This window comes from Psychrobacter urativorans, from assembly GCF_904846675.1.
Taxonomy (GTDB): Bacteria; Pseudomonadota; Gammaproteobacteria; order Pseudomonadales; family Moraxellaceae; genus Psychrobacter; species Psychrobacter urativorans_B.
In genome coordinates, this window is sequence record NZ_CAJHBT010000013.1 from 17499 (window position 1) to 33625 (window position 16127).

Sequence of the window (16127 nt, forward strand, 5' to 3'; positions counted from 1 at the left end):
TTATAAAGCTTGGTAATTTACTCTTCAATCAAGTAAGTTTTCTATAAAGGCAGGTAGTACCCCAACTTTAAGCTGTGCCCAAGGAGTAGGGTCGCGCAGCTGCTCCCAGAACGGTGCAAAAGGTGGCGCAACATATATAAGTAGTGCCAGCAGCGAATACAACAATAGATACCACCATTTCTCTCTGTGTTGATAAAACTTCATCGCGGTACCAGCAGAACGCTTGAGCGTCATTCCTGATAAGTTAACACTATACATCTCATCTAATAACAGATGAACCATTGCGCCACCAAATAAGAATAACCCATAAAACCAGCTAGCGCTTAGGGTATTATGCCAGCCGTAATAGCTCAAACACGTCAGCCCCAGCCCCAATATTGCCATATATGGCACCGAGTGGATAACACCGCGATGCACGGTCATGCGTGTAAATAGTTTAAACACCACATAACGCATAAAGCCGTAACCCACTAGCCAGAGCGCCATCAGCGCTATTAAACTCAGCTCATCACGCCAATGCATTACTAAGCCAAAAGCAAATACCAGCGCGGCAATATTAAAACCCAGCTTGATCGGGGTGGAGTGATCCGAATCCAAATCGGGCAGTAAACCGCCTACCGTGCCAAGTGCCACACACATCAAAAACCCTGAATCATTGACGAGCCCAGCCTTATAAACCACTAAGCTCAGCGTACCACTGACTGCAAACGCGCCATTTAAGTGGGTATTAAAATTTGCCATAAAGCTTTACCATAAATTGTGCCATAAACCAGCACGCGCCCAGCGCTAAAAAAGCGCTCTATGATACCATGTGCTACTGCCTCAAACTGCTAGATATTTGCATAACACCAGCCTTACGTATAATAGAGAATTCATTATGGTCGACCACACTTTATCACTGCAATCTCCAGCGCCTACTCACGCCTTATTAGACGCAAGCTTTGCGACTATCGACTGGCAAGCGCCGTGGCTAAGGCATTTATATCAACTCAATTATTTGAGCAAAAAGGTAGAGATGTTAAGTAAGCAGGTAGATAATTCAGAAGTGATGGCTAGTGGTTTTAAAGCCAGCAATACTCAAGACAGTGATATTAAAAACAGTATCAGTTATAGCACCACCGTTATCGCTGAGGTATTAAATACAGCAATGGCTCAGAAAAATACTGAGCATGAAAATCAGCCGCAGACTAAACCTACCCAAGGCAACAAAGCGCATGCGCTACAGTTTGTGTCACAAGATGTGCTACCAGAAGGCGAAGCTTATGAAAGCTTTATCGCAACCACCGGTAATATTCCCACCCGTGATAATTTGCATGATTTATTTAACGGTAGCATTTGGCTGACTTTTCCTAAAACTAAAGCGCTGTTGAACTATCATCATATGTGTGAGATTACTGAGCAGGGTATTGGCGACAGTCGTGGGCGGATTCGCGATACGATTACTGTCTTTGATGAGAACGGCGCGATATTGGTGACTGCTGATACTAGTATTGGTGAGGCACTGATCAACTTTAATTGGCAAGCAAGTCTTGTAGCTCCGCGTGATAAATGGGATAAGCCGCTTGCGCCAAGTGCCGACGCTAAAGCAGCGGTTTATATCTTTGGACATGCGCTACTTGAGCAATTAATACAACCACGTAAATCATTATGTGCGCATAGTGTGGTCATTAATGTATCGCCGGATTTCTTTGGATTAGCGCTCCCTGAACGAATGAGCTATTTAGACAGTAGGCTGGCTGAGCAGATGCATACGCTACTATCACAAGAGGATATTACCCCACGCAAACTTGCACCTCTGCCTATTTTAGGTGTACCGCACTTTTGGGCCGACAATGCTGATGCCCGTTTTTATGATGACAGTCATGTCTTTCGTAATGGTCGTCGCCAAAAAGTGTGATCAAATCTCTTATTAGCCCTCTTATTAACAGGCTATTAAATCACTGTTCCGTTTACCATTTTGCCACCATTCATTAACCACCTAGGCTTAACAAGTTTGCCGATATTTGTTATGGTAAAAGGAGGTTATTGTTAATTATTAAGCTTCTATTGATAGTTTATTGTTAATAAAGCTATAAATAAGCTATTTTAAATATACTAACCTAGCTACACGTACTGAAAACCATCTGTTATAACAATAAATTCATACCAATCTATAACGTAGATAAGGAAGCTACCATGAGTGATATTTTCAATGTAAAAAACACCCTCTCGGTCGATGGCAAGGAGCATGTCTATTACAGCTTGCCTGAGCTGACCAAAGCCTATGACAATATTCAAACTCTACCATTTTGTATGAAAATCGTACTAGAGAACTTGCTGCGTAATGAAGACGGCGGGCAATCAGTCGGTAAAAACCATATTGAAGCGGTCGCTAACTGGGACGCTGGTGCAGCATCTGCACAAGAAATCGCTTTTATGCCAGCGCGTGTCGTTCTACAGGATTTCACTGGCGTGCCATCGGTTGTTGATTTGGCCGCAATGCGTGATGCCGTGGTCAAGCTTGGTGGTAAAGCGGAGCAAATTAATCCATTTATCCCTAGTGAATTGGTCGTTGACCACTCGGTACAAGTGGACGTTTATGGCCGCGAAGATGCGCTAGATTTGAATAAAAAGATTGAGTTTGAGCGCAATAATGAGCGCTATGAATTTTTGCATTGGGGCAAGCATGCTTTTAAAAATTTCGCCGTCGTACCTCCAGCTACCGGTATTGTGCATCAAGTGAACCTCGAGTACCTAGCACGTGTGGTGATGGCCGCTGAGGTTGAGGGCGAAAATGGCACTGAGCTGACCGCTTATCCTGATACAGTCTTTGGTACCGACAGTCATACCACGATGATTAATGGTATTGGCGTACTTGGTTGGGGCGTTGGTGGTATTGAGGCCGAAGCTGCGATGCTGGGACAGCCCTCATCTATGCTGATTCCGCAAGTGGTTGGCTTCGAGATGTCCGGCGCACTCACCGAAGGTGTTACCGCGACTGACTTGGTACTACGCGTGGTTGAAATGCTACGTGCTCACGGGGTCGTTGGCAAGTTCGTTGAGTTCTACGGCGAAGGCTTGCACAATATGCCGCTTGCTGATCGAGCGACCATTGCCAATATGTCTCCAGAGTATGGTGCGACTTGTGGTATTTTCCCTATTGACCAAATATCAATTGATTACCTGCGTCTATCAGGACGTGATGAAGCGCAAATTGAACTGGTTGAAAAGTATGCTAAGGCACAAGGTCTATGGCATGATGCCGATACACCCGATGCCACTTATTCAAGCAAGTTACATCTTGATTTAACTACGGTTGAGCCATCACTTGCCGGTCCTAAATTGCCGCATCAGCGTATTTCTCTATCCGGTATGTATGATAGCTTCGGCAAGACCTTGCAGACGATGACTAAAGATCGCAAAGCGGAAATCAAAGGTAAAGATCGCTTTGATGAAGAGGGCGGTGAACAAGAGCAAGCTGACAAACTAGCAGCTAAGCCTAATATGACACAGGATATGCAGTTTGATGTCGGTAATGTTAGACATGCTGCTAACAGTGTCTTCTCTAACGTCCATATAAAGGACAATGAGCATAAGCTGCGTGATGGTGCTGTGGTCATTGCAGCGATTACCTCTTGTACCAATACGTCAAACCCGGCGGTAATGATTGGGGCAGGATTGGTCGCTAGAAATGCAGCGGCAAAAGGCCTTACCGCCAAGCCTTGGGTAAAAACCTCCCTGGCGCCAGGATCAAAAGTAGTCACCGATTACCTTGAAAAAACCAAACTGATAGATGAGCTGGAGAAAATTGGCTTTTACTTAGTCGGTTACGGCTGTACGACCTGTATCGGTAATTCAGGACCTTTACTTGAGAGTATAGAAAAAGGTATTGAAGATAATGATTTGGTCGCCGCTGCTGTACTATCAGGCAACCGTAACTTCGAAGGTCGTATCCACTCGCATGTAAAAGCCAACTATTTAGCTTCACCGCCATTAGTCGTTGCCTATGCGCTAGCAGGTACGGTAGATATGGACATGACCACTCATCCGCTGGGACAAGACCAAGACGGTAATGATGTTTTCTTAAAAGACATCTGGCCGACCTCAGCTGAGATTAATGAGCTGATTGCCAATAATATCGATGCAGAGATGTTCCATAAAAACTATGGCGAAGTATTTGACGGTAGTGATGAGTGGAATGCCATCACCTCCTCAGACAGTCAGCTGTATCCATGGAGCGAAGAATCAACGTACATTAAGAACCCACCATTCTTTGACGGTATGACTATGGAGCCACAAGGTATTCCTGACATTGAGGATGCGCGCATATTAGGCCTGTTCGGTGACTCTATCACTACTGACCATATCTCACCTGCCGGTAATATTGATGCAGATTCTCCAGCTGGCCTGTACTTGAAAGGTCGCGGGGTAATGGAAGCCGACTTCAACAGCTATGGCTCACGCCGTGGTAATGACGCGGTGATGACCCGTGGTACTTTTGCCAATATTCGTATCAAAAACTTAATGATGGACGGTAAAGAAGGCGGTTATACTTATTACCTCAAAGGTGATAAAGCAACTTTAAAAGATGGTAAGCAGATGCCTATTTATGATGCCGCTATGAAGTATAAAGAAGAGGGCCGTTCGCTAGTGGTACTTGGTGGCGAAGAGTATGGTTCGGGTTCCAGCCGTGACTGGGCAGCTAAAGGAACGATTCTGTTGGGTGTCAAAGCGGTATTGACTGGCTCGTTTGAGCGTATCCACCGCTCCAATCTAGTCGGAATGGGTGTACTGCCTTTAACCTTTAAAGACGGTGAGAGTGCTCAATCACACAATCTTGATGGCTCAGAAGTGCTTAGTATCACTGGGCTAAACAATGGTGAAAGTGAAATGGCAAACGTTACCGCCACACGCGCTGATGGCTCAACTGAGACCTTTGAGGTGAATGTGGTGCTACAGACGCCAAAAGAGCGCGAATACGTCCGTCATGGTGGCGTATTGCACTATGTGCTGCGTCACCTAGCTAGTGAGAGTAAAGACGTTGCCTAATTTTTAACTTTCTTAAAACAAAAAAACCTCAACGTTAAGTTGGGGTTTTTTATTGGATGGTTGAATAACGAAATTAACCCAGCCTATATTCGCTCAAAGGATATGTATGAGTGAGGCGCAGTTTACTGATTCTGTACTTGCCACTCAATTTCAGGTTTGTTATATCCTCGAACCACTTCACCGTTAAATAACATCAAAGGCACACCGCCACCACCTAGACTTTCGTATTGTTTATAGCCTTCAGCAGAGCGTTCAATATCGTATTCACAGTAGTCAACATTGTGTGAGGCTAGCAACTGTCTGGTCTGTTCGCAGTAGCCACACCAGACGGCACCGTACAAAACAATGTCATTATTATCAGATGCGTCACAGGCGACAGAGTCTGGAACAACGGCGCTGGCGTTTATGAGGTAAATACAGGCTATTAACACAGTGACACCGAGGACGCCTGAAAATATTTTTAAAAAAATCATAGAGTTACCTATTCATTCTTATTTTTTAAGCTGGTTTTTGATGATGAGTATAGTGTGATTAACACCTTAAGTCTAATTTATGCTTAATATTCATAGCTCGTAGATACTAAACTTCATTAATTAGTCCAATGACTTACAACTTCCACAGTACTGACCACCGCATCCATTGCGCCATTGCTTTAATAATCGTAAGATAGTCAACGTCATCAAGTACTAATATTACCACTTTTACTTATATCATCATGTAGAGCTGACATTGATTGCCGTCCTGAACAGGGTGACATCAAAGAGGTCGCTATAGCTCTATAGAGGAAAAAATGAAAAATATTATATTGTCATTACTCATCATGTTCGGTGTTATTTCTCATGCCAGTGCGGAAGATGCGCTATCCGTGACCCCAGAGGCTGTCTGGAATCTTGTACAGAAAGATGCTGACCAACTGCTGTTCATTGACGTCAGGGACCCTGTGGAAATCATGTTTGTCGGGTTTACGGATGCTGTGGATACCAATATTCCGTTCAAGCTGGTCGATCGCACTCAGTTCAATGAAGACAAGGCCAGTTTCGCCATGCAGAGCAATCCGGATTTCGCTAGCGATGTCGAAAAAGCTCTCAAGGCCAAGGGCCTTGGCAAAGACGCTCTAATAGTTACCATGTGTCGCTCGGGCTCTGCGCGCGGTAAGCCCAGTGCTGAATATCTGTTGTCCCAGGGATATTCAAACGTAAAGTATATCGATCATGGTTTTCAGGGAAGCGCGGTAAAGGAGGGTGCGATGAAGGGGTTTCGTATCATGAACGGTTGGCAAAACTCCAAACTGCCTTGGTCATCAACGATTAATCCGAGCAAAATCAGCAAACCCTAAGTCTTGCTGGCTGCTTTATATTAAGGCAGCCTACGACGTACCCACGCAACATCAACCGTACACCCAACAAAAAACCCAACATAACGTTGGGTTTTTTGTTGGGTGCTATAATTAGTCTTTATCATCACAGTATTTATATTGAATTCCATTTATACTAATTTAGTATCTTAAATCTAAAACTAATTTTAAAAATTAGAATAATGATAGAAACCAACGCAAGCACTAACAGTGCTAAGCTAAATTGAGTGAGCAAATGACCAGACGCGACCTTATTATCTTTTTTACGCTCTCCTTTATGTGGTCGTTATCTTTTATATTTTATCGAGTGGGAGTCCCTGAGTTTGGCTCATTGGCATTTGCTAGCCTGCGTGTGGTATTTGCAGGGTTAACCATGCTTATTTTTGTGTTGCTAAACTCAAAAAATAGACAAGGTATTCGTGAAAATTACAAAGCACTTACAGTCGTCGGTTTATTCTCCGCTGCCATTCCATTCGTGCTGTTTTCTTTCTCTGCACAGTCAGTGAATGCGGGTGTATTGGCCGTGCTTAATGCCTCTGTACCGATGATGAGTGGGTTTATCGCCAGTACGTTTTTTAACGATAAACTCTCAAAAAAACAAATCCTTGGATTGATTATCGGTGTCGTTGGCGTCATTATTTTGATGAGTGAGCACCTATTTTCTGGGCAAGGCTCAGACTTAATACCGATGGGCTACGCATTATTGGCTTGTGTTGGTTATGCAACAGGAGCCAATATTACTAGAAACTATTTAGGTGACCTCTCACCAATTGCTATTACCGCAGGTTCGCTAATCATTGCCAGTTTGGTCATGCTACCTATTGCCATTTATGAATTTCCATATGGTAAAAGTATTAACCTAAAAGCTTGGCTATCAGTCATTTGCATTGGCGTATTTTCGACGGCAATCGCCTTAATCTTTATGAATCAGCTTATCAAAAGCATTGGCGCAATGCGTGCGACGAGTATTACCTTAGTCATTCCAATTTTTGCGATAGTTTTTGGTTATGTGTTACTTGGCGAAGCATTGGATACGGGGGCAATTATTGGCTCAGGGGTGATATTGGTTGGCACATACTTGTCTTTAAATTTATCTTTAAAGAAGTTGGTTCATTCATGAATCTCATTTATAAAATAACTTGACCATCAAATATTTGACATCGTTGATCCTTTAGTTAAGTTGTTATCTCGCTCCAAAATTATATTGGTTTGCTCAGTTAAATGATTGGCTTATGCCAATACAAAACGAGCATAAAAAAAAGCCCAATCATAATGATTGGGCTTTTTCTTTAATATTAATAACTTTATAATTTATGACTTATTCAATCATTAACTGTTTAAGTAAGTACTATTCAAACTTATTTAATATTATCGCCATAAGTTACGATAGGCTTAGCTAAACGATAATTTGCTGCCGCAGTTTTGGCACCAAAAGTACTAGCGATAAAGGTTAATATAGCACTGATTAGCCAAAATAGACCAGTATATAAAGCAGCTTTACGTGCAACGTCTTCAGCTTGCTGTAGTTTTTGCTCAGCAGACTGTTTTGCTTCTGCAATATATTGCTCAGTTTTCATTTTATATTCGTTGAATGACTGTTGAACTTCTTGACGTACTTGGATAGCTTGTGGCTCAGTTAGGCCTTCTTGTTCTAGACGGTTGATAAGCTCAGGACCTTTTAACATTGTTTCGATAGATGCCATACGTTGTTTTGCATAGTCATCAATGTTGCGCCACGTGTCTAGATCAGTGAAGTCCATGTTAGCAACTTGGCTTTTAGTCTCAGCGAACATATCTTTAATTACACTGCTGGTTGCCGCAATCTGTTGTTGATTCAAATTCTGTGTATTTTTTGCGACCATTGCTTGCAGATCTTCTTCGCTAATCTCACCTGATACACGTTGATAAACTTCTTGTGCTTTTTGTTGCACAGCACCACTTTGTGATGCTGCACCAGTGGCGGTTGCACCAACAGTAGCTGTCGTAGCAGCTGTTTTAGCTACGGTACTAACTGTAGAACCTACCGCATTACCTGCTGTCGCTAAAATGCCAGTCGCGCTACTTAGTGTAAAAAATGTACTAAGCAGTACAATTAATGCAGCGGTTAGTATACCGGTTAAAGTAGCGTCTTTTGGATCGATATCCGTACCATCACCAAATAGCGCTTCAGGTGCTGAGTATTTAATGGCAAAGTAGCCCGCTACAAACGCACTAACTAATGCGGTAATCGCCGCATAGATACCGGCGGCAATGCTTGTACCCTTTAAATCAAAAGGTATAAATGAGCTTAATATCAAAGCGATAGCAATCATCGCCATAACGACCATCAGCCCCATAATGAGGCCTGCGAACACTCCACGCCATGATGGGCGCCGTTGAGGTGCATAAGTAGGTAACATAGTCATTCCTTCTAATGTATTAGTATATTGTTTTAATAAATTACTTTCATAATGTGACAAACCTCTTAATTCAGAATTTATAAGTAATTTATAGAAAATCACTTATAAATCTAATAAGTACAATGTCATTCTAGGTAATAAAGAAAGGAATTGGTAACGCCTTTAAGTAGGAAATCGCTAACTTTGTGTATAAAGGCGTTACACTATGTCAGTAGATCGCCTCAATGTAAGCTTATGTAAGTTCCTCAGGGGGTTAATAGGAGGTATTCTTATTAGGTTAGAATTTTTAAATCAAATAATATGGCATAGAGTTTAATTTAAAAAGGTCGATACAAAAACGGCTACCGTAAAAAATAGACATAAAAAAAGCCCAATCGCGATGATTGGGCTTTTTAGTGGTGCATTTATTAGTCTAATCTAATCCGTTTCAGAAAAAGTGCTAATAAATGACGCCATATAGTGGCGTCCCCAGGGGGGTTCGAACCCCCGTTACCGCCGTGAAAGGGCAGTGTCCTAGGCCACTAGACGATGGGGACGCATAGTGTGTTATAGATATTATATATTCATAATACTATAACGATAACAACATCAGAGTGCTTAAAAAGCGGTGCCTAGAGCTGATGTTGAGCTATTAGCAAGTTATTCACTATACAGGTTCAGCATTGCTGCACTTGATAATAAATAGTGTGGTGGAGCTAAACGGAGTCGAACCGTTGACCCCTTGCATGCCATGCAAGTGCTCTACCAACTGAGCTATAGCCCCTCGCTAAGAGTGTGCGTATTTTAGGTAAGTAGCGGGAGGTTGTCAATAGCTATTTTCAAAAATAGTGGTAAATATATTAATTAATCAGACAGAAGATAATAATGGGGGATTTTCTGTCGCCAAATTAATCAAACTTTTTGATGGTTAGCGATTTCTTTAACCGCTTTATCTACAGAAAACTCTTCTTCAGTACCATTAGAAAAGACTACCACACAACATTCAGTGGCAATGTATTGGCCACTATTTTGGCTGATGGTCTTTACGCCTTTAAAACCAGTAATATCAGTATCTTTTAATAGATCCAACTTGTCGTCTGTATAACCACAGTAAGAGGTATATATCCATTCCAAGTCTTCAAAGTCTTGTCCATTGGTAAGAGTGTGCTCAGTGTCATAAAGCTCTTTTACTATCCCAGAATAATATTTTTGTGCTTGCTTTTGAGTGGGGAAAAAATGGTCACTATTCTTTATAGTGACGGCATTAGCTGCCATGTTAGCCTCCAGTGGATAAGTTTAAGTGAATGTCAGTCTTAATGAAAAGGACAGGTCAGTAATAGTCCGGCTCGTCCTTTCTTAAATCAAAAACTTATTCAGACGCTAAAAAGTCTGGTAATTCAGCCGCTTGCTTCTCTAACTTCTTCAGTTTCTTTTTACCTAAGCCGCCAAGCATTTCAACACCATGACGTAGACGTATGAGTGTCATATCTGCGCCAATAATCGCCATCGAGTTCATGACTGGCGTCGATGAGGTGCTGCCCGCAATTGCCACAAAGAACGGTGCCATAAAGTCGCGCATCTTAATATCAAGGGCAGCAGATAAGCCCTTTAGAGTGGCATAGATATTTTCCTCAGACCATGTTGGTAAGGTCTCAAGCTGCCAAATAGCAAGTTGTAGCATTTCTATAATTTGCTCGGGTGCGAGCGATTTATGCGTAAAGCTTTCAGCATTGATATCGGGTAAGTTTTGGAAGTAGAAAGCGCCCCAATTTACCGCATCAGAAAGCAGTTCAATACGGGGCTGGATAGCGGCGGCCATGGCGGTCAATTTGTCGCTGTCATTGGCCCATGCGAGGATTTTATTTTTAAGCTCTTCTGGCGTTAGCGCGCGTAGCCATTCGGCATTCAGCCAATTGAGCTTTTCGATATCAAAAATAGGGCCACCAAGCGAGACACGATGAATATCAAAGCTGGCAATCATTTCCTTTAAGGTGAACTTTTCGGCCTCGTCAGGCATGGAATAACCCATGCGGCCTAGATAGTTGAGCAAGGCTTCGGGCAATACGCCGGCATCACGGTAATAGGTGATAGAAGTTGGGTTTTTACGTTTAGACAGCTTAGACTTGTCAGGATTGCGCAGTAGCGGCATGTGGCACAATACGGGCATCTCCCAACCGAAATACTCATACAGCAATTGATGTTTAGGCGCAGAGTTCAGCCATTCTTCACCGCGCAACACATGACTGATTTCCATTAAGTGGTCATCGACGACGTTGGCCAAATGATAAGTGGGCAAGCCATCAGTTTTGAGCAATACTTGCATATCTACTTGCGCCCACGGGATTTCAACGGCTCCACGCAGCATATCTTCAACATGGCATACGCCTTCTGTCGGTACGCGCATACGAATGACGTATGGCATGCCGTCAGCGACCATTTTGTCGGATTCTGCGCGTGATAAATTGGCGTAGCGTCCGTCATAGCGCGGAGTTTCGCCATTGGCCATTTGTGCTGCGCGCATGGCATCAAGCTCTTCTGCGGTACAAAAACAGCGGAATGCATGATCGCTGTCCAGTAATTGCTGAGCGTGCTTTTTATAGATGTCAGCACGTTCACTTTGACGATATGGTGCGTGCGGTCCGCCAACGTCAGGACCTTCTGCCCAATCCAATCCTACCCAGCGTAGGGCATCTAAAATCATTTTTTCAGACTGTACCGTTGAGCGCACTTGGTCGGTGTCTTCAATGCGTAGAATAAATTCGCCGCCATGCACTTTAGCAAAAGCCAAGTTGAACAGCGCAATATAAGCAGTGCCGACATGCGGAAAGCCAGTAGGTGAGGGCGCAATTCGGGTACGGACAGGACGGCGGTTAGCATTGCTAGGGGTATGATTGGCAGTTTGGGTCATGAGGGCCTCAAAATATTATCGTCAATTAGAGAATAGAAGTTAAAAAAGAAGTAAGTTAGCGTAAAATATAGCGCTATTATAGCAGGGATAGTTAATATTTTTGCCGAAAAGGTCAGTTGGTGCTTGACTACAGATGTATCCTTGCGATAATAATGCAAGTTAAGTTCTAACTTGTTTATTTATATCTAATTATTGGCCAGATTGGTCGTCATTTATTGAGTTGTTTGTGTCCGCATCAAAATCTAAGCCAAATTCTAAAGCCCGTCCTTCCTCTGCCGCAGAACTTTCTGCCATATCGGCTGCAGCTTCTACTATGGATAATCCGTCTGCTACCACTGCGCCGGAGGCGACTGTCTCTGATAAAACTGTCTCTGACAAAATAATGCCTGACAAATTAAGCTTTGCACACGATGCCGTGTTATTGCAAGAAGCTGTTGCAGCAGTGCTAGGGGTAAAATCGTTACCGCTGCAACGGGATGATACCGATGCTGCTGATAATGAGGAAAATAGCCTGCAAGCCAGCGGTATCTATGTCGATGCGACCTTTGGGCGCGGTGGTCATAGCCGATTATTATTATCCCAGCTCGCTGGTGATGCGAAGCTTATTGTTATCGATAAAGACCCAACCGCTATTACTGTTGCACGTGAGCTTGCAAGTATAGACAACCGTGTGCATGTCATTCATGACAGCTTTGCCAGCTTAACGGACAGCTTAGCGGCAATGGGTATCATGCAAGTGGATGGCCTGATGGCAGATTTGGGCGTATCGTCGCCGCAAATTGATGATGGCAGTCGTGGTTTTAGCTTTATGCGGGATGGCGCAGTGGACATGCGCATGGATACCACGCGCGGTCAGTCAGTTGCTGAATGGCTTGAGCAGGTCGATGATGAGACCTTAGCCAATGTGTTATATGATTTTGGTGAGGAGCGTCATAGTCGGCGGATTGCGCGAGCGATTAAAGAGATGAGTAGTTATACGTCTACATTAGAGCTAGCAGAAGTCATCAAGGTGGCGCATCCTAATTGGCAGCGAGGCAAGCATCCGGCCACTCAAAGCTTTCAGGCAATGCGCATTTTTATTAATAACGAGCTTGGTGATGTGGATAGCTTTTTAGAACAAAGTATTCCTATTCTCAAGGCTGGCGGTCAGCTGGCAGTGATTAGCTTTCACTCGTTAGAAGATAGGCGTATCAAGCAGTTTTTGCAGCGTCATAGCAAAGGGCAATATCCAGAAGATGAAAATTTGCCGATACGGCCTGATCGTCCGCGCTATTTTAGCAAGCCCAAACGCATTGGGCCCAGTAAAGCTGAAGTGGCGAACAATCCACGTTCGCGTAGTGCTTGGCTACGGACGGCGACTCGTACAGAGGTTGCCTATCAACCTGATGTAGAGTAAGAAGTGTTTATTCAATACTATTTTCTGGGTATTTTTTTATTTTAACGGCTTGCTCATAGTGAGATTAGTGAATAGCGGCATTGATAACTAAAAATTGATGATTAAAAGTATTTGTTAATAATCATACTTTTTCAATGTAAGACCTCTTAATGAATACGCTCCTGTTAAAAAGCTGTAAATATTATCTGCTAGGCTCATAGGTTAATTTTTAATCTGACTTTTGCGGCGGGTGTAGTTTGCTATTTGCTATGGACATAGATTAAACCTTTGCCGTGATATGGTTTGCCACTAATGGTTTGTCATTAATAGTTGCTGGCGAGAGTAGGTGCTGGCAAGTTTTATTTATCGTGTTTTTATTGTTCTATTTATTGTTGGTGTTGACGGGAATGTATGACGCTGATAACGCGTTATCCTAAACCGTTTTTTATATTTGAGTTTACTTTTTTGAGATCGTGATGGCAATATCTGGCAAACCTACAAACCGTCGCAACCCTGCGCCGCCACATTCTACCGATATCGGCGAATTGTTCGCGCAGCGCTTTAACGTGGTGAGTCTCTACGTGGTGGTATTATTGCTGTTGGCAGCGGCTATCGTGTGGAGTGGTATCAAAACGGCCGAAGACATTCAAAAATATCATCAGGATTATAAAGCTTTGCAAGATATGAAAAAACAAGAACGTAAGCTTCAAGTTGAGCACCAGCGTCTTTTGATCGAGCAGCAAACCTTTAGTGCTACCCCGCAGATCGCCAGCCGCGCGGTTTCCGAACTGGGAATGTATACCCCAACTTCTAAAGATAAACTCATTATCCAACCGAGTGCTGCGGTAGCTGAAACGATCAGCCCAGCCACTGTGGAGGTAGGACAATGAGTGATAATAATAAAAAACCTACCAGAAAACCTAACTCAGCGACCAATACTGCCAAAAAATCTACCGCAAAAAATGCCAATAAAAAATCAGCCAGCGGTAAGGTCATCAAGCCTCTGCGGCGGGCTAGTACTACCAAATCGACTACTGCTGGAAAAGCACGTAATGGAAAGACAGCTGCGAGAGATAAGGCGTCAAAGACAAACCGCTCAAATAAGCTAATGAGTCGTCTAAAAAAGAATGAGACACAAGGCGCATATACCAGCGTCAAAAACCGTAGAAGAAAAAAGGCGATATTCAGCAAGGCTTCTGGTGCCTCGTCGCGTGGCGGCTTTGAATATGATAAAAATCGCTTTCGTACTATTTGGGGAATTGCTCTTGTCATACTCGCTTTGTTGATAGGGCGTGCTTATTATTTACAAGTGGCTAATGCCCAGTTTTATCAAGATAAAGGTAATGAGCTGATCACGAGCGTGCGCACCCAAAAATCTTACCGTGGCATGATTACCGATCGCAATCAATTGCCGCTGGCAGTCAGCGCGCCGCTAGCAACCGTGACATTCAGTCCGCATGATTATGCCCGTGAATACTATGAGCTGAAACGGATCAAAATTGTCAATCCTGACAGCCCAAATTTACAAGCGCGCATGCAGAAGCGCTTGGATAATATGGATTTAACCCGTCTAGCGGCTGCGGCCAATATTCCGGTAACTGAACTTCAAAACGCCACTGCTATCGATGATAATATTGATGTCACCGATGAAGAGGCCGTCAAAGGCGCACTGCCATCGGGTACAGGCTCGCACTACCTGCCGCTACTTAACAAAGTCACCCCTGAAATCGCCCAAAGTGTTAGCGCGCTCGACTTCCCGGGCGTCTATGAAAAAAACTTCTTCCAGCGCTATTATCCGCAGCCGCAGCCTAACTCTCAGCTACTAGGTTTTATGGGACAAAATGCCAATGATCCTGACGGTGGCTACGAGGGCCGCGCCGGTATTGAGCGCCAATACGAAAAAGCGCTGGCCGGCGCTGACGGTAAAGTTCTTATTCTAAAAGACGCCAAGCAGAATAGCCTAAAAGAAATCAAACAGCTGGAGCCGGAAGTAGCTGGGCAAAACGTGGCGATGACTATTGATTCACGTTTGCAGTATCTGCTCTATAAAGAGCTGGAAAAAGTAGGGCGCGTACAAGAAGCCTTATGGTCGACTGGTATGATCGTAGATGTACAAACGGGCGAGGTGTTAGCACTATCGACATGGCCGTCTTTTAACTCCAATAATCTCAATGAGATGACCGGTGAAAATCAGCGCAATCGCGCGCTAATAGACGTCTTTGAGCCCGGTTCAGTCATGAAGCCCTTTACTGTTGCTGCTGCGTTGGACTCTGGAAAATATACTACCAACTCTTTAATTGATACCAATCCGGGCTCCATTCGGGTCAAAGGCTATACCATTCGCGACCATGAAAATCTGGGGTCGATTAATATGGCGACACTGTTACAGAAATCCAGTAACGTCGCCGCCACTAAGATTGCCTTATCATTGCCGCCTGATACCATTACCAACATGCAAAAACAATTTGGCTTTGGGAAAAAAACATCGCTACAGTTCCTTGGTGAAGGTAGCGGCTTGGTCACAACGCCCAAAGAAAAAGAAACCGCTCGGCGCGCTACCGTCAGTTATGGTTATGGGCTGGAGGTGACAGTAGCGCAAGTGGCACAGGCCTATTCAGCACTAGCCGCAGGCGGGGTGATACATCCATTAACCTTGATTAAAACTGATAAAGTCCAGCCAGGGCAGCGCATTATGGCACACGATCAAGCGATGTCGATTGTACAAATGCTAGAGACGGTTACCGCAGAAGGCGGTACGGCAGTAGCGGCAGGTATCGATGGTTATCGCGTGGCGGGTAAGACCGGAACGTCACGCCGGATTAATCCTGAAGGCGGTTATTACGAGGATCAGTATCGCAACGTCTTTGCGGGTATGGCTCCGGCCTCTAATCCCAAGCTAGTAGGGGTTATCTTAGTTGAAGACCCACGTGGTCTACACTATGCAGGTTTGACAGCAGGTCCCGTATTTCATAATGTCATGAAAGAGGCGCTACGTCTGTATAATGTGCCGCTAGATAAGCCGTTACAGACTAAATAGTTTACCTTGAACCGCTTGGCTTTTGACTGTTTAAAAGCCACGCGGTT

At 43.9% G+C, this 16127-nt stretch carries 13 protein-coding genes and 2 tRNA genes; 7 read left to right on the plus strand and 8 right to left on the minus strand.

Annotated features, from left to right (window positions below; genetic code table 11):
• Positions 1–24: 24 nt before the first annotated feature.
• Complete coding sequence (locus JMY06_RS07420) at positions 25–741, minus strand: metal-dependent hydrolase (protein WP_201617747.1); 717 nt, start codon at positions 739–741, stop codon at positions 25–27.
• Between the two features lie 136 nt (positions 742–877).
• On the opposite strand from JMY06_RS07420, the gene JMY06_RS07425 reads away from it, so the two are divergent.
• A complete protein-coding gene (locus JMY06_RS07425) occupies positions 878–1897 on the plus strand; it encodes a DUF3025 domain-containing protein (protein WP_201617749.1) in 1020 nt (339 codons plus the stop codon).
• 278 nt (positions 1898–2175) lie between these two features.
• Entirely contained in the window at positions 2176–5028 is a 2853-nt protein-coding gene (acnA, locus tag JMY06_RS07430) for an aconitate hydratase AcnA (protein ID WP_201617751.1), read from the plus strand.
• Between the two features lie 122 nt (positions 5029–5150).
• On the opposite strand, the gene JMY06_RS07435 is transcribed toward acnA, so the two are convergent.
• Entirely contained in the window at positions 5151–5459 is a 309-nt protein-coding gene (locus tag JMY06_RS07435) for a glutaredoxin family protein (RefSeq protein WP_201617753.1), read from the minus strand.
• Between the two features lie 359 nt (positions 5460–5818).
• Between JMY06_RS07435 and JMY06_RS07440 the strand changes: the two genes are divergently transcribed.
• Positions 5819–6364 carry a rhodanese-like domain-containing protein gene (locus tag JMY06_RS07440; RefSeq protein WP_201617755.1) on the plus strand — a complete coding sequence of 182 codons (546 nt, stop codon included), beginning with the start codon at positions 5819–5821 and terminating at the stop codon, positions 6362–6364.
• A gap of 253 nt (positions 6365–6617) precedes the next feature.
• Positions 6618–7502, plus strand: a complete 885-nt coding sequence (locus JMY06_RS07445) for a DMT family transporter (RefSeq protein WP_201617757.1) — start codon at positions 6618–6620, stop codon at positions 7500–7502.
• Positions 7503–7740: 238 nt separating this feature from the next.
• Here JMY06_RS07445 and JMY06_RS07450 read toward each other — a convergent pair whose 3' ends face one another.
• The 6 genes from JMY06_RS07450 to JMY06_RS07475 form a co-directional block, all read right to left on the minus strand.
• On the minus strand, positions 7741–8781 hold the full coding sequence (locus JMY06_RS07450; protein WP_227672236.1) for a hypothetical protein: 1041 nt from the start codon (positions 8779–8781) through the stop codon (positions 7741–7743).
• 460 nt (positions 8782–9241) lie between these two features.
• A tRNA-Glu gene (locus JMY06_RS07455) sits at positions 9242–9317 on the minus strand.
• 151 nt (positions 9318–9468) lie between these two features.
• Positions 9469–9544: transfer RNA gene (locus JMY06_RS07460), tRNA-Ala, on the minus strand.
• 128 nt (positions 9545–9672) lie between these two features.
• Positions 9673–10035, minus strand: a complete 363-nt coding sequence (locus tag JMY06_RS07465; RefSeq protein WP_201617761.1) for a hypothetical protein — start codon at positions 10033–10035, stop codon at positions 9673–9675.
• A gap of 94 nt (positions 10036–10129) precedes the next feature.
• Positions 10130–11668, minus strand: a complete 1539-nt coding sequence (gltX, locus tag JMY06_RS07470) for a glutamate--tRNA ligase (protein WP_201617762.1) — start codon at positions 11666–11668, stop codon at positions 10130–10132.
• Positions 11669–11857: 189 nt separating this feature from the next.
• Complete coding sequence (locus JMY06_RS07475; RefSeq protein ID WP_201617763.1) at positions 11858–12046, minus strand: hypothetical protein; 189 nt, start codon at positions 12044–12046, stop codon at positions 11858–11860.
• A 4-nt stretch (positions 12047–12050) separates the two neighbouring features.
• Here JMY06_RS07475 and rsmH point away from each other — a divergent pair, with 4 nt between their 5' ends.
• The 3 genes from rsmH (at position 12051) to JMY06_RS07490 (ending at position 16080) form a co-directional block, all read left to right on the plus strand.
• Complete coding sequence (gene rsmH / locus JMY06_RS07480; protein WP_201617764.1) at positions 12051–13064, plus strand: 16S rRNA (cytosine(1402)-N(4))-methyltransferase RsmH; 1014 nt, start codon at positions 12051–12053, stop codon at positions 13062–13064.
• Between the two features lie 455 nt (positions 13065–13519).
• Positions 13520–13933, plus strand: a complete 414-nt coding sequence (locus tag JMY06_RS07485; protein WP_201617765.1) for a cell division protein FtsL — start codon at positions 13520–13522, stop codon at positions 13931–13933.
• Positions 13930–16080 carry a peptidoglycan D,D-transpeptidase FtsI family protein gene (locus tag JMY06_RS07490; protein WP_413786901.1) on the plus strand — a complete coding sequence of 717 codons (2151 nt, stop codon included), beginning with the start codon at positions 13930–13932 and terminating at the stop codon, positions 16078–16080. Before JMY06_RS07485 ends, JMY06_RS07490 begins: the two co-directional genes overlap by 4 nt.
• Positions 16081–16127 lie beyond the last annotated feature (47 nt).